This is a genomic window from Streptomyces sp. NPDC033221, from assembly GCF_055577005.1.
This window is the reverse complement of record NZ_JBVIQN010000027.1, coordinates 47,132-65,449: the sequence shown is the minus strand read 5'-3', so window position 1 is coordinate 65,449 and position 18,318 is coordinate 47,132. Positions and strand designations below refer to the sequence as shown.

Below are 18,318 nucleotides of genomic sequence, written 5' to 3'. Positions count from 1 at the left end.
GAACGGGTGATATCAGCGCGGCGGCAGCATGCACAGTCACGGCAACAACGCCTTCGCGCCGACGTGAGCTTCAACAACGTCGAGTACTTCCTCGACTGAACCTGCTCTAGCCGCCCTGCTTCGCTCCGGCAAGGCAGGGCGGCTCGGAGGGCCGCGGCCCGTTGCCGTTTTGCTCGGCTCAGATCCAGGGATTGCGTTCGTAGCCGGGCTCTTCGTCAGGGAAGTCTTCTGGGAAGACCTCACTCACGATGTCACCTCGGAGGATCCGCAGCAGATAGCTCTCCACCGGACCCTCGTAGAGGTCGTACTCCCTGCCGCGGCCGATGACCGTCAGGACGGCCCAGCGGTCCGGGTCGGCGTGAGGTACCAGGAAGCACATGTCCGCGTTGTCCGTGCCCCCCCAGCAGATCAGCTGCGACGGTTTCACGCCGCGCTCTGCCAGCAGTTCCCGGATCGCGTCCCGCGTCACCTCCAATGTCTTCCTTGCCGCAAGCGTCCTGGCCACCAGATCCACGAGTTCGTTCTCGGCGCCCGCCCGGTAGACACGCAGGAAGTCATCGAACTTAGCGCCGCCGAAAGCCGTGAGAAACGTCTTGAAGGCAGGCGGGAAACTCGTGCCCAGGGTCGCCTCGGCTTCTTCCCAATCGTTCATAACCGGGCCGGGTTCACCTGTCGCCGGGAACGATGCCAAGGTGTCGAGATCAGCCATGTCCTACCTACTTGTTGATAATGGTCTGGTCGATGTGCAAACCGGGGCCCACGGCTCTCACATGCACTCCCGTAGGAATGATGTCATCGGGGCGGGCATAGACGGGAGACGCCGAGTACTCGACATCACCACGTTTGCTGACGGTCTCGTAGATCCGCTCCTCCAGCTTTTCCATCACTTCGTTATTGGCCTTGTCGTACATGATGACGATGTTGGCCTCCGCGCGGCCGTCGCCTCCCAGCGACCGCGCCAGCAGATGCCCGCGCGTGTGCCCGGCAGTGTCGCCGATCCAGCCCGGCGGCTTCACCCGCCTGGAGGCCTTGGTTCCGCCATCCAGCATGTCCGGGGTGATGCGCGTTTCCACGCCCGTGGCCCGTCCCAGGCTGTCAGGCGGCTTGCAGTATGAGGGAATCGGCTTCTGGGGCGTCCTTGCGCCTCCGCCTCCACCCTGCTGAGCGCTTCGCATCAACAGGCGCCCGGTAGGACCACCGACAGGCTCCATGCCGGCCATCGCCAGACGCGGGCCGCCCAGGTTGGGCAGCATCAATTCGAAGTTGCGCAGGTTGTCGAGCTTCATCTTGCCGAAAACGTTCTTGAAGCCACCGGCGTCGCGCACCGCCTTGACCCCGCGTGCGGCACCGCCGAAGGCGCCGCCCATCAGGAGGCCGGAGGCGCCGGCATCCTTGATCTCGGCGACGTTGATGCCCTTCTGGTCGCCGAGCAGGTTGCGCCCGCCCTGGGCCACCACGATGTCCACCGTGATCGCTTCGACGCTGCCGATGGCGGCCGTGGCCAGCACGGTTCCGGCGATCTCCGCAACCGTGGCAGACACGGCCATCCCCGCGGTACTTGCCGCGGCAACGATCGCTTCCGTCGCGCCGACTGCCGCCACCTCGCTGATGCCGCCGGTGAACAGCGCCAGCGCCGTCCCGGCGACCAGCACCGCACCCGCGATTTCCAGGGCATGCTCAATCTGCTTTTTGGCTGTGGCGATCTCGTCGGCGAACTTGTCCAGCGCCTTGGCCATGTCCCGTGCGGCACTGGCGACGTCGTCCAGGTAGCCCTTGCCGCCGCCGTGGTACTTGCGCCAGAACGCGCTGAACGCCTCAATACCCGGGCCCTTGTTGTTGTCGATGACGTCCTGGGCAGGCTTGTGCGCGGCTGCGGTGACGTCCTCCACGTCATCGGCGAACGTCCGCCAGGCGCGCGCAGCTTCCCGCAGCTCGTCCTCGTCGCCCTCCGGCCACCACATGCCGGTCAGATCCTGAACGATTTCCTTGGCCTTGTCGGCGGCCCCCATCACGCACCGCCCTGGTCGAAGCCGGAGGCTGAAGAGCGGTCGGCTTCCTGATGGTTGTCCGCCATGTCCTTCATGGTCTTGGAGATACTTTTCAAACCCTTGACCAAGGCTTGGGTCGCCTTTTCTATTTGCTCGCGATGCGGGGCGTACACGTGCTGGAACTTCTGGCCCTGTTCGTCGTTCCCCCACGGCGAACCGAGCCCGTCCAGTGAACCCTTGAGTTTGCTCGTCGCCCTCGCCAGGGCATCCGCTTCCCGGTGGAAACGCGGCGCCGCGGACTTGAGCTGGTCCGTGTCTACGTCGAAGCCGTCACCGGCCATAGGTCCCCCCAGGAACTGGGCTTTCGCGTTCTCTCACCACCTATCGCGAGACACTGACAACGCTCCTGGCACTTTCCGCAGGGAGTGGTTCATTGCTCAATTAGCCTCTCGTGTTCATATCCCGCGGAGTGGCTGGCTACATGACGTTCCCCATGACAGTGGAGCAGTTCATCGCGGTATTGCGCACCGAGGGCTGCCGGGGCCATCACCGCAACCGCCAGGTCGGCCAAGCTCTTCTGGAGGGCGACCTGGTGCTCGAAGCCGATGATGTCGTAGCGCGGTCCGAGATTTTTCGTCGCCTTGCGGATATGCGGTGGTGACGCGACGGCGGGGTTGCCGGGGCTACCGTTGTTGAGCAGCCCGGTCCAGGTCGCGGCCCGTCGCGTCGTCCGGGCCCTTGACGCCGCTGCTCCAGCCGAGGTGCTGCTGGTGGTAGCGGTTGAGTCCGGCCCCGCCGCCGCGGCGTACGGCCGGACCGGGGTGGTCATGCAGCCTGTCCGGCCTGGTGCCCGCGGGCGGGGGTGCAGAAGGCGGTCTCGGCGGTGGCGCGGTAGTCGGCCTCGGCCTGTGCGGTGCCGGGTACGGCTGTCAAGGCTAGGGCTATGCCGCGGCCGTCGGGGCCGACAGCGCCCATCGCGCGGTGCCCGCCGGGCACCGTCCCGCTGTGTCCCCACCACCAGCCGCCGCATTCCAGCGGGGAGGCGATCAGGCCGAGGCCGTACCGGGCGTCCGGCCACAGCCGCTCCGGGTCGGCGGGGACGGTGCGCTTCATCTCGGCGAGCCAGCGCGCGGGCAGCAGCCTTCCGCTGAACAGGGCGTGGAAGAAGCGGTTCACATCGGTGGGTGTGGAGATCAGGGCGCCACCCGCGCCGCCGAACGTCATGTTCCATGCGGTGCCGTCGACGAGGGGTGCGTCCTGCTCGTCGGTGGCGGGGAAGTAGCTGTGCGAGTGCGATCCCCGTATGGACGTACTGTCACCGGGCCAGTAGGTGTCGCGCAGGCCGAGGGGCTTGAGGATCCGGCGGGTCACTTCCGCTTCGATGCCGCGCCCGGTGGCCTTCTCGACGATGAGGCCCGCGAGGAGGTAGTTGGTGGTCGCGTAGTGCCACTTCTTCTCGGGAGGTGGCATCTTCAGCGCGGTGGCGATCAGTTCGCGGGGTTCGGCGTGGCGGTACCGCCACTGCTCCGGGGGCAGCTGGACGAGGGATGCGGTGTAGTCGGGAAGGCCGCTGGTGTGCTGGAGCAGCTGCCGTACGGTGATCTTGCGGCCGTCGTAGCCATGGCCCCGGATCAGCCCCGGCAGGTAACGCTCGACCGGCGTGTCTAGCGCTATCCGGCCCTCCGCGGCTAGCTGTACGACGACCGTCGCGGTGAACGTCTTGGTCACGCTGCCGATCCTGTACCGGTCGGCGGCCTGCATCGGACGCCCGGTCTGCCGGTCGGCGACACCGCGGGCGGCGTCCCACCGGCCGCAGTGCGCGTCGCTCATCTCGGCGGCCACGCCCGGTATTCCGTGCTGGGCGACGAGCTTGTCCAAGGAGGCGCCGAGCGTGTCGCGTGCTGCCTCACATCCGGCGGTTCGGGCAGGCCGCTTCGTGATGTCCGCGGCGCCCGCGGCTGCGGGGACCGCGAAGGCCAGTACGGCCGAGGCCATCGCCAATGCCGTCGCCAACGCCGCCGCGCACTGGCCCAGTCGGCGCACTTCGGCGGATGATCTCTTCGTAAGGTTCCGTGTGTGTCTCACATCATCAGACGCTAGAGGCGCGGCCGTCCATTGGCACTGCGGTTTTCCCCACAACACCGGTGGGCTCAACCACCTGCGTTCGCGCTCGGGTTGCGCTGCTCGGAACGGTGCGGCAGCGCCCCGGCATGTGCGTGGATGCCCGGCTCCGCTCTTGCGCCGTACGTGCCCCGTGTAGTCCGCTGTCCCTCATGGTGAAGCGGAGAATTGCCACACTGGTCGCTGTCCTGGTCACAGGTTCCCTGGCTACGGGCGTACCGCAGCCACGCGCGGAAGCCGCCGGCCCCGGAGCGGGCGCTGCGTCACCGTCCGCCGGGTCGTCCGCGGTGCCGGGCATCGACCTCGACACCGTGACGATCCCGGAGCTGCAGACGCGGATGGCGGACGGCTCGCTGACGTCCTCGGCACTGACCCGGGCCTATCTGCGGCGGATCAAAACCGTGGACCCCAAGATCAACTCGGTGTTGCGTACCGACCCCACGGCGCTGCGCCAGGCCGCCGCGAGCGACGCCAGGCACCGGCGCGGCGACACCCTGGGTCCGCTGGACGGCATCCCCGTCCTGCTCAAGGACAACGTGGACACCCGCGACCTGCCCACCACCGCCGGGTCGCTGGCGCTGGCCGGCAGCCCGCCGGACACCGACGCCGCCCTGGTGACCCGGCTGCGGGACGCGGGCGCGGTGATCCTCGGCAAGACCAACCTGTCGGAATGGGCGAACTTCCGCTCGACGAAGCCGACATCCGGCTGGTCAGCGGTCGGCGGGCAGACCCACAACCCGTACGTGCTGGACCGCAACCCGTGCGGCTCATCGGCCGGTTCGGCCGCCGCGCTCGCCGCGTCGCTGGCGCAGGTGGCGATCGGAACGGAGACGGACGGCTCCATCGTCTGCCCGGCCGGGATGAACGGCGTGGTCGGCCACAAGCCCAGCCTGGGCCTGGTCAGCGGGGCGGGCGTCGTGCCGATCTCCGCCGAGCAGGACACCGCCGGGCCCATGGCGCGCAACGTCACCGACGTCGCGCTCACCCTCGCGGTGCTCAGCGGCGGCAAGAGCAAAGGGCACGAGATCGCCTCGCGCGAACTCGCCGACGTGGCACAGCAGCACCCCGGCGCCCTGCGCGGCAAGCGCATCGGCCTGTGGCGGCTGCCCTCGCTCGGTGCCGAGGTGGACGCCGTGCTGACCCGTGCGGCGGCGAAGCTGCGCAAGGCGGGCGCCGAGGTCGTCGAGGTGACGCCCCCGTACCAGAAGCGGCTGGCCGAACTGGAGTTCCCGGCCCTGCTCAGCGAGTTCCACCGGGACATCGACGCCTACCTCGCCACCCGCAAGGGACCGCGGAACCTCGCCGAACTGATCGAGTTCAACCGTACCCATCCGGCCGAGCACACCTGCTTCGCAGGTCAGGAGCTGTTCGAGCAGGCCCTCGCCGCGCCTGCCACCACCGACCCGAAGTACCGCGCCATGCGCGCCGAGCTGAAGGACCTCTCGCGGCGCTCCATCGACGAGACCCTGGCAGCCCATCACCTGGATGCCATTGCCGCGCCGACGAATCCGCCCGCGTGGACGACCGACTGCGCGCGAGGTGACAACGATGTGATCCCGTCGTCCACTCCTGCGGCCGTGGCCGGTTACCCGTCGCTGTCGGTTCCGGCCGGGTCCGTGGGCGAACTGCCCGTCGGCGTGCTCCTGACGGCCGGGAATCACCAGGATGCGAAGCTGCTGGCGCTCGGGGCCGCGGTGGAACGCCGACTGGACGCCTGGCGGGCGCCGCGCTATCTGCCGTCGGTGGGCGGCGGCTCCCGGTGAGCGCCTGCCTTCCGTCCGGAAAACGCGGATGCGCGTACTGACCTGGAACCTCTGGTGGCGGTTCGGACCGTGGCAGGAGCGGGGTAAGGCCATCCTCGCCGTGCTGCGCGACCTTCGGCCCGATGTCGTCGGGCTCCAGGAGGCCTGGGCCGACGACGGGAGAACGTCGCGCAATGGCTGGCGGACGACCTCGGCATGACCTGCGCATGGGCATCGTCGAGGGCGCCGCAACGCTGGCAGCGCAGGATCGGCGGCCCGACGATCGGCGTTGGCAACGCGGTCCTCAGCCGGTGGCCCGTCCTGGACCAGGACGTCGCGCAACTGCCCGCCGGGCCGGGCAACGACGACGGCCGTCTCGTCCTGTACACCCGACTGGACAGCCCCGGCGCATCGGCGACCGCGCGGTGGACGGCGTCTGGCCGTCCGACCACGCGGCCGTCCTCGCCGAACTGAGCGACGCGGCTGATTCGCAGCCGGGCTGAGATGTCCGGCATCCGACAAGTGCTGCTCTCAGGCCTCTGGGGCAGGCCCCTGGGTTAAGACCTCTAGGTCAGGCCTCTGGGGCAGACTTTGGGAACGGGGGCTCGTCCATCGCCCGCAGCAGTTTCCGTGCCGGTACGGCCTCCTCCGGCCGTACGGACGACGCGAGGGCTTCGACGACGGGGCGGCCCGGCAGATGCTCTCCAGCAGTGGCAGTAACTCGGCCTTGCACGGTACGTGCGGCGCCCCGGCGAGTTCCAGGAGGAACGGGACCGGCGGCGGCACCGCTGCCGCCGCCGTGCCATGGCGACCGTTGAGGTCGAGGCGACATGCGCCGTACCACCACGTCGGGAGATGTCATGGGTGCCGTCACACACAGGTCCGTGCACGCCGCTGACGGTGAACAGCTCAGCCTCTGCACCGTGACCCCGGAGCGGGAGAGCGCCGGGGCCGCCGGTGTCGTCATCATGCACGGCGCCGGCAACGGTGACAAAGAGCGCCACCTGCCGTTCGCCGGGGACTTCGCCACGTGTGGGCACCCTGCCGTCGTGCTGGACTTCTCGGGGCACGGGGAGAGCAGCGGAAGACTGCTCGACCTCAGTCTCAGGCGACGCCGTGATCAGGCCGCGGCCGTCATCGACACGGTCTTCGGCGCCGGCCGGCCGTTGCTGCTGGTCGGGTTCAGTATGAGCGGACAGACCGTCGCCGACCTGGTGGATCTGTACGGGGAGCGGGTGACGGCCCTCGTCCTCTGTGCGCCGGGGATCTACGGGAAGGACGCCTGGGATGTGCCCTTCGGTGCCGGGTTCACCGAGTTGATCCGCCGCCCGGAGAGTTGGCGTGACAGCCAGGCCCTGGACGTCTACGCACGGTTCGGCGGCCGCGCCCTCCTCGTCGTACCGGAGCGGGACACGGTCATTCCCGACGGTGTGACCGAACTGATCCGTACCGCGCTGGCCACCCGCGCGGACTTCTCCGAGCTCCGGCTCGCGGGGGCCGACCACCAGCTCGGACGCCGGCTGGCCGAACATCCGCAGGCGCGCGGGGAGATCATCGACGCGCTGTTGCGGCCGTGTCCCGGCGGGGAGTGACGTGGTGGAGTGTGGCCGGCCTTGATCGTCAGGGGGCTGTGGGGTGATCGGGTGACGATACGGTTGGGGTATGGCGCTTACTGACAGCAGTGCAGCGGGGCGTGGTATGGCCGCGGGCATCACCTACCGTGTGGCGGAGAGCGCGAGCGACCGGTCCGCCGTCATCAAGGGCGAGTTCACCTCGGACACCGTGTACGAAGTGGTCGCCTCCGAGGACGGGTTCACTTTTCGGCCCACGCGGCTGGACCCGCCGGTGCACAAGGTCTTCCCCGACGACGAGCCCGAGAGCGACGGAACGGCGGACGGCGAGCGCCGGTTCGTCGCGCTGGACGGCGAGCGGGTCTGCGGCTACGTGGACACGGAGTACGAGCCCTGGAACCGGCGGCTGACCATTGCCGACATCGAGGTGGCCGGGCCGTACCAGGGCCGGGGCATCGGGCGCACGCTGATGAATCACGCCATCGAGCGGGCCCGGGAGTGCGGTGCCGGGCACGTGTGGCTGGAGGTCACCAACATCAACGGTCCGGCCATCCGGGCCTACCGGCGTATGGGGTTCGGCTTCTGCGGCCTGGACATCTCCCTCTACAACGGCACCGAATCCGAGGGGGAGACGGCGCTGTACATGAGTCTCTTCCTGGACTGACGCGGTCGGCTCGGTCGGCTCGGTCGGCTTGTTCAGCTTGGTCGGCTCGGTCGACTTGGCCGGCTCAGCGCGCTTCGTCCCCCGGTGCCGCGAGAGCGCGCCAGAGGAGCCCCAGCGTGGCCCAGTCCGAGGCTCCGAACAGCGCGTCGGTCGGCCGTACCGTCAGCGGTGCCGTCTCGCCGCCGCACGCATTCCGCAGGCGTGTCATCTCGTCGGCTGTCAGGCGTACGGTGACGAGTCCGGTCCTGTACAGCGAGGAGCCGCGGTCCGGCTGGGCCGCGTGGTGGCTCATCAGCCGTTCCGGCGTCACGGTGAGCGTCGTCCACTGCGAGACCAGCGCCGCGAGGCGTTCGTCGCTGGTGTCCGCCGGCAGGGTGGGCAAGCGCAGTTCGCCGACGCCGTCCAGGTCCGAGCAGCCCACCGGACCCGGCTGCCGCGTCAGCGCGATGTCCACGGCCGATGCGGTGGCTCCGGTTGCCCCGGCTGCCGCGGCGGCGGGCCGCTCGGCCGGTCCGTGGAGCACCACGGTCCGCGTGTCGGGGAGAGCAGACACCAGGCGGTTGGTGACGGGAACCGCCGACCGGGCAGGGCGGACGGTGACGGTCATCGACCAGTCTGCCGACCCCTGCCCGGCCTGCGCGTCGCACCACGTGACCTGCGCGTCGAGCAGCTGGTCCCCGGCGGCGGTCCGTGCCGCGTACCACTCCTGGAAGCGCGGGGTCCGCCACAGCAGCAGCGGGACCGCCCGCTCGCCCCCGCGCCGCCGTACACCGTCCCCGATGGTCCGCAGTGCCGCCTCAGCCGTGTCCTCGACCGTACGGGCCACCGGGACGCCGAGCTTCTCGGCGAAGTGCAGCAGGTATTCCATCCGGTCGGCGTCGGCGGGCGCGCCGAGCACCACGCGTCCGGAGTCGTGCCAGGCGCCTTACTTGATGTTCGAGACCAGTCCGGGGAGACGGGGCAGGTCGCGCGGAATGTAGAAGGCGACGGTGTCGGAGAGCCGCATCGCCTCCTCCTCGCAGGCGATCTGGTCCTCGTAGGAGGGGTAGGTGCCGCCGGGCGACGGCTCGGGGACGAAGACGGCGAGCCGGCCGTCACCCTCCCACCGCTTGCGGAGCGCGTCCAGGAACTCCGGGCGCCAGGAAGGTTGCGCGGGGTCGGTGGGTGTCGGGCCGGACAGGTAGAGGGCGCCGGACCACTCCTGGGGCGGTTCCTGGTCGACATGAACGACCGTGATGTCATGGGGCATTGCGGGCTCCGGGGTGTGTAGGCGGGGGAGAGGGGGGCGGGCCGGTACGTGGCTTCCGGGGGCCGCGCCTGCGTCCGGTTATGGCTGTTCGGCGAGGAACCGGAGTACGGCGTTGTTGAACTCCTGTGGCCGTTCCAGGTGTCCGCAGTGACCGCAGGCGGCCAGCTCGGTGTGGCGCGCCGACGGGACCGCCTCGGCGACCTCCCGGCCCAGGCCCGCGGGGGCCAGCACGTCGTGCTCGAAGCTGATCACCAGCAAGGGGGGTGCGGAGTGGCTGCGTAGGCCGCCAGCCGGTCGGTGAGCGGTTCCTGCGCGGCGTGGGGCATGCCGTCGCCCGCCATGGCCGACAGTTCGAACAGATCCAGCCACCGGGAGAGGGCGGCGTCGTCCTCCAACGTGCGCGGGGAGAGGTTCTGGGTGAGGCGCAAGAACACCTCGTACGCGGGCGGGAGCCGCAGCCCGCTGTCCAGGGCGGCGCGTTCGGCCGCCGCCATCGCGGTGCTCAGGGGGTCGGGCCGGCCCCGGGTCGCCGCGACCACGGCCCGTACGGCCAGGGCGGGGTCTGTGAGCAGCAGTTCCTGTACCGCCTGGGCGCCCAGCGAGACGCCGGCCAGCCGGCACGGGCCCAGCCCCAGGGCGTTGATCAGGTCCCGGGTGTCGGCGGCGACGTCCGCAGGCCGTACGGGCGAGGCCGGGGCGGCAGTGGCGGCCCGGTGGTCGAACGTGACGACCTGATATCCGGCGGCCGTGAAGGCAGGCACCTGGTGGAGGTGCCAGGTCCTCCCCGGGGAGCCGCTCCCGGCGACCAGGACCAAGGGCTCGCCCTCTCCGCGTATCTCGTAGGTGAGGGTGCGGTCGCCCAGGTCGAGTGCGGGCATGGATACCTCCGTGTGTCGGTGCGCGGGGGCGGGCTTACGGGGTCATGTGCGGTGGATCCGCGCCATCGCCGTCTCCACGAAGTGCGGCCGCCCGGTGTCGAGGCCGCGCAGTGCCACGTGCACCCAGAGGAAGGAAGCCCGCGCCCGGACGTGGCCGGTCAGGCCGGGCCGGACCGGGCCGCCCGCCCGGTGGTACGCCTCCACGAGCCGGTCGAGTACGGGCGGGCCGCCCGCGTAGTACATGTCGACGAAGTCCGCCGCCGGGTCGCCGACCGCTGCCTTGGCCCAGTCCGGCAGGCCGGTCAGGCGGGGCCCGGTTTCCGGGGCGTCCCCGACCAGGGTGTGTCCCGGGTGTACGCCGCCGTGGATCAGGGCGAGTTCGCCGGGCCAGAGGTGTTCGTCGTCCAGCCAGCTGTGCCAATGGCGGGTGATGGCCGCGGGCAGCCGCAGTTCGTCCTCGGCGCGGGAGAGCTTGGCCGCGACGGCACCGCGGATGCCGTCGGGGGTGGCGGGCGGCAGGCCGTGCAGGGCCTCCCGTGGAGTGCTGTGTACGGCCGCGAGGGCCCGGCCGAGCTGTGTCAGATAGCCGCCCTCGCCGGGGGCCGTGGGGTCGACGGACCACTCGTAAACGAGCGTCCGCGGGTCCTCGCTGCCCGCCGGCGCTCCGGGCAGCCGCGGGTAGGCGACGAGGTCGGGTGTGTGGACCCGCCAGTCCGGTACTGCGACGCCGACCCGGTCCCGCGTCAGGGTCAGAACGACCGCCTCCACAGCGAGCTGCCGCACAACGTCGGGGCGCCGGGGCCGGCGGATGATTTACGGCGTGCCTTCGGTGTCCTGGACGTGCAGGACGTGGAAGTCCCAGCCGGATTCGTCGCTCCGCGCGGTCCGCGGCAGCCGCACGCCCAGCGCGGCCGAGGCCCGTGCGAGGAGGTCGGCGGTTTCGTCCGCGATCGATGGCCCGGCCGCGTTCAAGGGGGTGGTCACGGGGAGGGGAATCCTTTCTGCAGCCGGGGCGCCGGGGATGGCGGGTGACTCGTACGGCCTCAACGCGCCGCGTTCCACGACGACCACAGTTCGGCGTAGGCGCCCTGTGCCGCGAGGAGATCACGGTGGTCGCCGAGTTCGACGATGCGGCCGCCGTCCATCACGGCGATCCGGTCGGCGTCCTGGACGGAATCGAGCCGGTGCACGATGGAGATCACGGAGCGGCCCGCGAGGAGCGCGGCCATCGACTGCTCCACGTGCCGGTGGGCCGAGGTGTCCATGAGCGCGGTGGCCTCGTCCAGGACCAGGGTGTGCGGATCGGCGAGGACCAGCCGGGCGAGGGCGAGCTGCTGGGCGGCCGCCGCGGGGACGTCGGTCTCGTCGGGGCCGATACGGGTGTCGAGCCCGTCGGGCAGCTCCCGCACCCAGGTGTCCAGGGCGACGGCGGCCAGCGCCGCCCACAGTTCGGCGTCCGCCCACTCGCTCCGGTCGTCCTCGGGCGCGCTCTCGGGAAGCGGCTTCGTGAGGAGCGGTCTCTTGTCCGGCGGGTCCTCGGGGAGCGGCTTCTCCGGTAGGGCGAGGTTGTCCCGTACGGTGCCACTGAAGACATGGTGCTCCTGGGTCACCAGGGCCACCTCGCGGCGCAGCGTCCCGATGGACAGGTCGGGGGTCGGCACCCCGCCGATCTCCACGGTGCCCGCGGTGGGGTGGTGCACTCCGGCGAGCTTGCCCAGCGTGGACTTGCCCGCGCCGGAGGTGCCCACCACCGCGATCCGTTCCCCGGGCGTGATGTCCAGGTCGATGCCGTGCAGGATCTCCCGCTGCCGGTCGTAACCGAAGTGCACTCCGCGCAGCGTGATCCGGCGCCCGCGCGGTACGGCACCGGTGCCGGTGCGTTCCGCGGGCAGCCGGTCGACGCCCAGGATGCGCTTGAGCGCGGCGTTGCCGATCTGCAGTTCGTCCGTCCAGGTCAGAAGTTCGTTCAGGGGCCCGGCCAGGCCCTGGACGTAGAGCATCACGGCGGTCAGCCCGGCCAGTCCGACCGCGCCGCGGTGATAGGCGTATCCGCCGATCAGCAGCGTGACCGCCATCGGGATCATGGTGGCCAGGTCCAGGCTCGGGTACCAGATCGTCTGCAGCCAGGTGGTGTGCTGCCGGTCGCGCACCACCCGGCTCACCGCCTTGCTGTGGTGCTCCAGGCGCCGGCCGGCGAGCCCGAACGCCTCGACGGACGAGGCGCCCACCACGGTCTCGTGGGTGCTGGCGAGCACCTCGGCCTCGTCGGCGAGGTACTTCTCGTACGCACGGTCGGCCCGCGGCCGGTACCACCACGTGGACAGCACCGCGAATGGCACCCCGGCCAGCAGGCCGAGCGTGAGCAGCGGCGAGGTGAGCAGCATCGCGACCACGCTGAGGACCAGCGCGACGGCTGCCATCACCATCCGCGGAATCGCCAGCCGGATGCCTTCGTTGAGCCGGTCCACGTCCGAGGTGGACCGGCTCAGCAGATCGCCGGTGCCGACGTTCTCCACCGTGTCCAGGGGCAGCCCGACCACACGCCGGACGAAGTTCTCCCGGGTCCGGGCGAGCACCTTCTCGCCGAGCAGGGTCGTATGGACCATCGCGAAGCGGGACAGCAGCGCCTGTACGGTGAGCGCCGCCACGAAGAGCAGCGCGAGGACGTCGACGCGGACGGCCGTGGTGCCTTGCTGGACGGACTCCACCAGATGGCCGAGGAGCCGTGGGGTGACCAGGCTCGCGGTCAGGGAGAGGCCGAAGAGTGTGAGCATCAGGGTGATGCGGCCCCGGTTCGCGCGGGCGAAGTTCCGGAACCACTGTGCCACGTCCTGCTGTTGGGCCAGTGGCAGGCGGGCTGTCGGGGCGTGGTCGTCCTGTGGCGAGGTGGCTGGGGCCGGTGCGGGGGCGGGGGAGGTGGTCCGGGTGGTCATGAGGCCGTGTGCTCCGCTGTCCGTTCGTGGGGCGCTGCCGCCTGCTGGGGAGTTGGTGGCTGTGGCTGTTCCTGTGGGTGCGGAGCCCGTGTGCCGGTGCCGTCGTCCCCGTCCGGAGCGGGCCGGTGCACGGTGTCGGCCGCGTTCATCCACAGCGGGCTCTTGGTGAAGACGACGGTGGTCCGCCCTGCCCGGTGGCGCGCCACCCGCCGTACGATCTGCGCCTCGGTGGAGGCGTCCACGGCCGAGGTGGGCTCGTCGAGCACCATGAGGTCGGGGTCGGCCACCAGGGCCCGGGCGAGCAGCAGGCGTTGACGCTGGCCGCCGGACAGGGAGCGGCCGCCTTCCGAGAGTGGGGTGTCAAGGCCGTGCGGCAGCGCGTCGAGGACGTCGCCGGCGGCCGCGGCGTACAGGGCGTCGCGCAGCACTTCGTCCGAGTGATCGCCCCCGCAGGAGAGTTCGGAGCGCAGGGTGCCGCTGAAGATGGTGTCGGTGTGTCCGCACAGCAGGACGCGCCGCCGCAGTTCGGCGAGGTCCGCCCGGTCGACGGGGACGTCCGCCACCCGGGCCCTGCTGTCCGGTACGGGCGGGCCGTAGCGGGTGAGGCGGGCGGCGGTGCTCGTCGCGTACTCGCCGGTGGCGGCGATCACCGTCAGCTGCCCGGCGGCCGCGCACATCCCGGTGGCCTCGTCCGTGAGGGCGAGGGGGCCGGGCGGCAGCGGCAGCGGGGCGTCGGGCTGCGCGGGCTGCGGGCTCAGCCGCAGGAACCGGCAGACCCGCCCGGCCGCCACATGGGCCAGGCTGATCGACTCCACGGCCTCCGTCGCGGTGCTCACGGGCACGGCGAGGAAGGAGGACGCCCCGTAGAACGCGACGAGTTCACCGGGCGTGATCACGCCGGAGATGGCGAGCCGCGCACCGAGCCAGGCGACCAGGACGGTGACCAGCCCCGGCAGGAACACCCCGGCCGCGCTGAGCCACGCCTCCATCCGCCCCGCGGCCTCCCCGGCACGGCGTACGTCCTGGCTGGTCCGGGTGAACCGGGCCGTGAACCTCCGCTCGCCGCCGATGCCCCGCAGGATGCGCAGGCCCGCGACGATGTCCCCGGCCTGCGCGGTGGCGGTGCCCAGCTGGTCGCGCTGCTCCTCGTTGCGGCGCTGCAGCGGCCGCAGCAGGGGGCCGATGCCCAGCAGCGCGGCCGGGACGCTGACCAGGACCACCACGCCGAGCAGGGGGGAGGTGAACGTCAGGGTGAGGGCGATCAGGACGAAGGAGAAGACCGCGCCGGACGACCTGCCGATGACTTCGAAGGCGTGGCCGATGCTCTGGGCGTCACCGGCGGCGATGGTCACCACATCACCGGTACGGGTCTGGTACCGCAGGGAGGCGCCGAGCCGGGTCACGTGCCGGGTCAGCACCCGGTGGGTGAGGGACACGGCGTGCGTCTCACCGCCCACCGCGGCCTGGATCAGCCCGGCTCCCGCGGCGACCTGTACGCCGGACAGGGCCAGGATCACCGCGCTCCAGCCGAGGAGGGCCGTGGTCGACGACGCGCGGATGCCGTCGTCGATGGCCCGCCCGACGACGAGCGGCAGTAACGCGAGCGGGAGCATCCACAGCGCGCCGAGCACCGCGCCGAGGATCATGGGCCACGGGCGGACCCGGACCAGCCACCACAGGTAGCGCCAGGCGCTCCGGCAGTCGGGTTCGGGTACGGCCGCCGGCGCTGCGGCGGGCGTGAACATACCGACGGGCAAGGGGCCTCTCCAGGGATGTCCGGACGGGGGAGGGCGGGGTGCGAGGGGCGGACGGGCGCGTCAGCGCAGATGGCGGTCGCGGGTGGCGTTCCGGTCGACCTTAGCGGTGTGGGTGTGCTCGAACCCGGACACCGGGATGACCCGGCTCGGGATCAGATGGCCGGGCGCCACCTCGGCGCGTTCCGCGCGCAGCCGGCTCAGGACGCGGTCCGCGGAGCCCTCGACGTCCTCAACGGCGGCCTGGCCGGCTCCACCGTCCTGACCCTCCGCGGCCACGCGCTGCCCTCAGCGGTACGTCGCCGCGCGCGCCGTCGCTGCCTTGATAGCCGCAGGCCGAGGAGGCCGCCCGGCGTTACGCACCGAAGTCACCTTCCCGAGTGCACGGACCCCTGACGGCGGGCCCAACCACCCCGCAGAGACGGCACAACTGCTGCAAGCTGTCTGGCTGCCAAAGGGCGCACGACGCATTCCAGAGCGGAAGGGGAGGGACGGTTGCTGCCCGGCGGATGTATCTTCTGCGCGATCGCGCGAGGTCAGGCGGAAGCAAGCATCGTCTTCGAGGACGAGTGGGTCATCGCGTTCATGGACATCCAGCCCGTGACCCCGGGGCACCTGCTCGTCATTCCGAAGTCCCATGCGGAGGGCCTGCAGGACCTCCGGGAAGCCACCGGCATACGGGTCTGGTCGGCAGCGCACCGGCTCGGACGCGCGCTACGGCTCTCGGGCCTGCGCTGCGAAGGAGTCAACCTCTTCCTGGCCGATGGCGAGGCGGCCTCCCAGGAGGTCTTCCACGTCCATCTGCATGTCTTCCCCCGCTTCGAGGGAGACCCGTTCCGCATCGAGGTGGACGGGCGGGTGCACGAACGTCACCTGCTCGACGAGACGGCGACGGCGGTCCGCGCAGGCATCGCGGCCCTCGGCGCGCGGGACACGAAGTCGTCCACCGAGCCACGCTGACCTGTACCCGCTGTCCGCTGGGGCGGCAACGCGTCCGGTTGCAGCAGTTGCCGGATGCCGCGTACGGCTGCGCGGCCGGCGCGGTTGGCGCCGATGGTGCTGGCGGACGGGCCGTAGCCGACGAGGTGGATGCGGGGATCGCGTACGGTACGCGTGCCGTCCAGGCGAATGCCGCCGCCCGGTTCGCGCAGGCGGAGCGGGGCCAAGTGGTCCAGGGCGGGGCGGAAGCCGGTGGCGTAGAGGATGGTGTCGGCGTCGATGCTGGTCACGCCGTCATCGCGGACGCCCGCCGGCCAGTGGGCGCCGGTCTCGGTGAGCCGGTCGAACAGCGGCAGCCGCTCCAGCACCCCGCGTTCGCGCGCCTGCCGCATCGCCTGTGTCATCGGCAGGCCCGTAACGGACACCACGCTCTGCGGTGGCAGCCCCTCCCGGACCCGTTCCTCGACGCGCGCGACGGCCGCCCGGCCCTGCTGCTCGTCGAACGGGCCCTCGCGGAAGAGCGGCGGCCGGCGGGTCACCCAGGCGGTACCCGCGGCGACCTCGGCGATCTCCAGCAGCTGCTGTACGGCCGAGGTGCCGCCGCCGACGACGATCACGCGCTGTCCCGCGAATTCCTGCGGCCCCCGGTACGCGGAGCTGTGCAGCTGCCGGCCGCGGAAGACGTCCTGGCCGGGGAAGCGCGGCCAGAAGGGCCGGTCCCAGGTGCCGGTCGCGTTGATCAGGGCCCGGGTGGCGTACGTACCTTCCGACGTCTCCACCAGGAGCCGCCCGCCGGTGCCTCCCGTACCTTCCGCACCTCCCATAGCTCCCATACCTTCCGTGCCATCCCGCACCACCCGGACGTCCACCGGACGGTGCACCCGCAGCCCGAAGGTGTGCTCGTACGCGTCGAAGTACGCGCCGATCACCTCGGAGGACGGGCGGTCCGGATCGGCGCCGGTCAGCTCCATGCCGGGCAGCGCGTGCATGCCGTGGACCTTCCCGTACGTCAGGGTGGGCCAGCGGAACTGCCATGCGCCGCCCGGCCGCGGCGCGTGGTCCAGTACGACGAAGTCCCGGTCGGGTACGTACCCCACCCGCCGCAGATGGAAGGCGGCGGCCAGGCCCGCCTGCCCGGCACCGGCCACCACGACCTCGATCTCCCGCACCCCGGTGTAGTTCATGTTTCTACCAACCAGGGCGAGGGTCGAAATCTTCCGAGCCACGGGCCGTCCCCTCTCGGCCCCTCAGCGGCCCCCTGCCACCAGCAGCGGCGCCCCGCCCGGTGCCGAAGCCGGATGCCCGCCCGGTGCCGAGGCCGGATGCCCGCCGGCCGCCGGTACGCCGGTCAGGGCATCGGGCCCGGCCGGCAGCAGGCCGCGTGCGGCCAGCTCAGGGCGTACGCCCTCGCCGAACCAGTAGGCCTCCTCCAGGTGCGGGTAGCCGGACAGCACGAAGTGCTCGATGCCGAGGGAGTGGTATTCCTCGATCCGGTCGGCCACCTCCGCATGGCTGCCGACCAGCGCCGTTCCCGCCCCGCCGCGTACGAGGCCGACACCCGCCCACAGATTCGGGGCGATCTCCAGCTTGTCCCGGGAGCCGCCGTGCAGGGCCAGCATCCGCTGCTGACCGACCGACTCGCTCTTGCCCAGCGCCTGCTGCGCGGCGGCCACGGTGTCCGGGTCCAGATCGCCCAGCAGCCGGTCCGCCGTGGCCCACGCGTCCTTCGCCGAGTCGCGCGAGATGGTGTGCAGCCGGATGCCGAAACGGACCGTACGGCCCTCCCGCGCGGCGAGGCCCGCGATCCAGTCGATCTTCTGTCTGACCTGCTCGGGCGGCTCGCCCCAGGTGAGGTACACATCGACGTTGCGGGCGGCGACCGGCCCGGCGGCCGCCGACGAACCACCGAAGAAGATCTCCGGGAGCGGGTCCGGCGGCAGCGCGGTCAAGCCGCCCTCCACCTGGTAGTGCTCCCCGTGGAAGTCGAACGGAACGCCGCCCCACACACCCCGTACCACCTGCAGAAACTCGTCCGTACGGGCATAGCGCCGGTCGTGGTCCAGCGCGTCACCGAACCGCCGCTGCTCGGTGGAGTCCCCACCGGTCACCACGTTCAGCAGCAGCCGGCCCCCGGAGATCCGCTGGTACGTGGCGGCCATCTGCGCCGCCAGCACCGGCGAGATCACCCCCGGCCGGAAGGCCACCAGGAACTTCAGCCGGGCGGTGACCTGGGTGAGCGCCGCCGTCGTCAGCCAGGCGTCCTCGCACCACGTCCCCGTCGGCGTGAGGACCGCCTCGAAGCCCAGCTGCTCGGCGGCCTTCGCGATCTGCGCCAGGTACTCGATGTCGGGTGCCCGTACGCCGCTGACCGGGGTGATGCGGTCGCGCCGGACGCCGCCGTCGGTGTACGCATGCCGGTCGACGAGGGTGCGCCCGTCGCCACCGGTCGGCAGGAACCAATGAAGATGCACGGTCACGG

20 protein-coding genes and 1 pseudogene are annotated in these 18,318 nt (G+C 71.2%); 5 read left to right on the top strand and 16 right to left on the bottom strand.

The genetic code is table 11. The features are described from left to right. Positions 1-178: 178 nt before the first annotated feature. The 5 genes from ACZ53K_RS29505 to ACZ53K_RS29485 form a co-directional block, all read right to left on the bottom strand. Positions 179-709, bottom strand: coding sequence for an SMI1/KNR4 family protein (locus ACZ53K_RS29505; RefSeq protein ID WP_468842299.1), 531 nt, complete (start codon positions 707-709; stop codon positions 179-181). A 7-nt stretch (positions 710-716) separates the two neighbouring features. After that, positions 717-2,009 carry a WXG100-like domain-containing protein gene (locus ACZ53K_RS29500; protein WP_468842296.1) on the bottom strand — a complete coding sequence of 431 codons (1,293 nt, stop codon included), beginning with the start codon at positions 2,007-2,009 and terminating at the stop codon, positions 717-719. Next, positions 2,009-2,329: a WXG100 family type VII secretion target gene (locus ACZ53K_RS29495; RefSeq protein WP_468842294.1), complete on the bottom strand. Its 321-nt coding sequence runs from the start codon at positions 2,327-2,329 to the stop codon at positions 2,009-2,011. The genes ACZ53K_RS29500 and ACZ53K_RS29495 overlap by 1 nt, the downstream gene beginning before the upstream one ends. 89 nt (positions 2,330-2,418) lie before the next feature. After that, positions 2,419-2,817 (bottom strand): hypothetical protein, encoded by a 399-nt coding sequence (locus tag ACZ53K_RS29490; RefSeq protein WP_468842292.1) that lies wholly within the window; start codon positions 2,815-2,817, stop codon positions 2,419-2,421. Next, a complete protein-coding gene (locus tag ACZ53K_RS29485; RefSeq protein WP_468842290.1) occupies positions 2,814-4,031 on the bottom strand; it encodes a serine hydrolase domain-containing protein in 1,218 nt (405 codons plus the stop codon). The genes ACZ53K_RS29490 and ACZ53K_RS29485 overlap by 4 nt, the downstream gene beginning before the upstream one ends. A gap of 230 nt (positions 4,032-4,261) precedes the next feature. Here ACZ53K_RS29485 and ACZ53K_RS29480 point away from each other — a divergent pair, with 230 nt between their 5' ends. The 4 genes and pseudogenes from ACZ53K_RS29480 to ACZ53K_RS29465 all read left to right on the top strand — a co-directional run bounded on the left by ACZ53K_RS29480 (position 4,262) and on the right by ACZ53K_RS29465 (position 8,086). Next, positions 4,262-5,872 (top strand): amidase, encoded by a 1,611-nt coding sequence (locus tag ACZ53K_RS29480; RefSeq protein WP_468842287.1) that lies wholly within the window; start codon positions 4,262-4,264, stop codon positions 5,870-5,872. A gap of 28 nt (positions 5,873-5,900) precedes the next feature. Beyond that, positions 5,901-6,259 (top strand): annotated as a pseudogene (locus tag ACZ53K_RS29475) (endonuclease/exonuclease/phosphatase family protein); the annotation flags it as partial. A gap of 476 nt (positions 6,260-6,735) precedes the next feature. Beyond that, the gene (locus tag ACZ53K_RS29470) at positions 6,736-7,443 is read left to right on the top strand and encodes an alpha/beta hydrolase (RefSeq protein ID WP_468842285.1); all 708 of its coding nucleotides are present in this window, start codon (positions 6,736-6,738) and stop codon (positions 7,441-7,443) included. A gap of 70 nt (positions 7,444-7,513) precedes the next feature. Next, entirely contained in the window at positions 7,514-8,086 is a 573-nt protein-coding gene (locus tag ACZ53K_RS29465) for a GNAT family N-acetyltransferase (protein ID WP_468842282.1), read from the top strand. Positions 8,087-8,150: 64 nt separating this feature from the next. Here ACZ53K_RS29465 and ACZ53K_RS29460 read toward each other — a convergent pair whose 3' ends face one another. From ACZ53K_RS29460 to ACZ53K_RS29420, 9 genes are all read right to left on the bottom strand, one after another. Beyond that, complete coding sequence (locus ACZ53K_RS29460) at positions 8,151-8,987, bottom strand: hypothetical protein (protein ID WP_468842279.1); 837 nt, start codon at positions 8,985-8,987, stop codon at positions 8,151-8,153. Positions 8,988-9,011: 24 nt separating this feature from the next. Further along, on the bottom strand, positions 9,012-9,335 hold the full coding sequence (locus ACZ53K_RS29455; protein WP_468842277.1) for a hypothetical protein: 324 nt from the start codon (positions 9,333-9,335) through the stop codon (positions 9,012-9,014). Positions 9,336-9,413: 78 nt separating this feature from the next. Beyond that, positions 9,414-9,593, bottom strand: coding sequence for an alpha/beta fold hydrolase (locus ACZ53K_RS29450; RefSeq protein ID WP_468842274.1), 180 nt, complete (start codon positions 9,591-9,593; stop codon positions 9,414-9,416). Beyond that, complete coding sequence (locus tag ACZ53K_RS29445) at positions 9,584-10,213, bottom strand: alpha/beta fold hydrolase (protein WP_468842271.1); 630 nt, start codon at positions 10,211-10,213, stop codon at positions 9,584-9,586. Before ACZ53K_RS29445 ends, ACZ53K_RS29450 begins: the two co-directional genes overlap by 10 nt. Positions 10,214-10,255: 42 nt before the next feature. Beyond that, a complete protein-coding gene (locus ACZ53K_RS29440) occupies positions 10,256-11,023 on the bottom strand; it encodes a phosphotransferase (RefSeq protein WP_468842464.1) in 768 nt (255 codons plus the stop codon). A gap of 3 nt (positions 11,024-11,026) precedes the next feature. Further along, entirely contained in the window at positions 11,027-11,197 is a 171-nt protein-coding gene (locus ACZ53K_RS29435) for a hypothetical protein (protein WP_468842268.1), read from the bottom strand. Between the two features lie 59 nt (positions 11,198-11,256). Further along, the gene (locus tag ACZ53K_RS29430) at positions 11,257-13,146 is read right to left on the bottom strand and encodes an ABC transporter ATP-binding protein (protein WP_468842266.1); all 1,890 of its coding nucleotides are present in this window, start codon (positions 13,144-13,146) and stop codon (positions 11,257-11,259) included. Next, positions 13,143-14,903 (bottom strand): ABC transporter transmembrane domain-containing protein, encoded by a 1,761-nt coding sequence (locus tag ACZ53K_RS29425; RefSeq protein ID WP_468842263.1) that lies wholly within the window; start codon positions 14,901-14,903, stop codon positions 13,143-13,145. The genes ACZ53K_RS29430 and ACZ53K_RS29425 overlap by 4 nt, the downstream gene beginning before the upstream one ends. A 60-nt stretch (positions 14,904-14,963) precedes the next feature. Beyond that, positions 14,964-15,179, bottom strand: a complete 216-nt coding sequence (locus ACZ53K_RS29420; protein WP_468842261.1) for a hypothetical protein — start codon at positions 15,177-15,179, stop codon at positions 14,964-14,966. Positions 15,180-15,395: 216 nt separating this feature from the next. On the opposite strand from ACZ53K_RS29420, the gene ACZ53K_RS29415 reads away from it, so the two are divergent. Beyond that, a complete protein-coding gene (locus ACZ53K_RS29415) occupies positions 15,396-15,860 on the top strand; it encodes an HIT family protein (RefSeq protein ID WP_468842259.1) in 465 nt (154 codons plus the stop codon). On the opposite strand, the gene ACZ53K_RS29410 is transcribed toward ACZ53K_RS29415, so the two are convergent. Next, the gene (locus ACZ53K_RS29410; protein ID WP_468842256.1) at positions 15,770-17,023 is read right to left on the bottom strand and encodes an NAD(P)-binding domain-containing protein; all 1,254 of its coding nucleotides are present in this window, start codon (positions 17,021-17,023) and stop codon (positions 15,770-15,772) included. The genes ACZ53K_RS29415 and ACZ53K_RS29410 overlap by 91 nt on opposite strands. A 63-nt stretch (positions 17,024-17,086) precedes the next feature. Then, positions 17,087-18,316: an LLM class flavin-dependent oxidoreductase gene (locus ACZ53K_RS29405; RefSeq protein WP_468842253.1), complete on the bottom strand. Its 1,230-nt coding sequence runs from the start codon at positions 18,314-18,316 to the stop codon at positions 17,087-17,089. Positions 18,317-18,318: the final 2 nt, after the last annotated feature.

What these genes read in the sequence shown, in the direction of transcription:
- ACZ53K_RS29505 (WP_468842299.1), bottom strand. Translation starts at nt 709, where the DNA reads ATGGCTGATCTCGACACCTTGGCATCGTTCCCGGCGACAGGTGAACCC.
- ACZ53K_RS29500 (WP_468842296.1), bottom strand. Translation starts at nt 2,009, where the DNA reads ATGGGGGCCGCCGACAAGGCCAAGGAAATCGTTCAGGATCTGACCGGC.
- ACZ53K_RS29495 (WP_468842294.1), bottom strand. Translation starts at nt 2,329, where the DNA reads ATGGCCGGTGACGGCTTCGACGTAGACACGGACCAGCTCAAGTCCGCG.
- ACZ53K_RS29490 (WP_468842292.1), bottom strand. Translation starts at nt 2,817, where the DNA reads ATGACCACCCCGGTCCGGCCGTACGCCGCGGCGGCGGGGCCGGACTCA.
- ACZ53K_RS29480 (WP_468842287.1), top strand. Translation starts at nt 4,262, where the DNA reads ATGGTGAAGCGGAGAATTGCCACACTGGTCGCTGTCCTGGTCACAGGT.
- ACZ53K_RS29465 (WP_468842282.1), top strand. Translation starts at nt 7,514, where the DNA reads ATGGCGCTTACTGACAGCAGTGCAGCGGGGCGTGGTATGGCCGCGGGC.
- ACZ53K_RS29455 (WP_468842277.1), bottom strand. Translation starts at nt 9,335, where the DNA reads ATGCCCCATGACATCACGGTCGTTCATGTCGACCAGGAACCGCCCCAG.
- ACZ53K_RS29445 (WP_468842271.1), bottom strand. Translation starts at nt 10,213, where the DNA reads ATGCCCGCACTCGACCTGGGCGACCGCACCCTCACCTACGAGATACGC.
- ACZ53K_RS29430 (WP_468842266.1), bottom strand. Translation starts at nt 13,146, where the DNA reads ATGACCACCCGGACCACCTCCCCCGCCCCCGCACCGGCCCCAGCCACC.
- ACZ53K_RS29410 (WP_468842256.1), bottom strand. Translation starts at nt 17,023, where the DNA reads ATGAACTACACCGGGGTGCGGGAGATCGAGGTCGTGGTGGCCGGTGCC.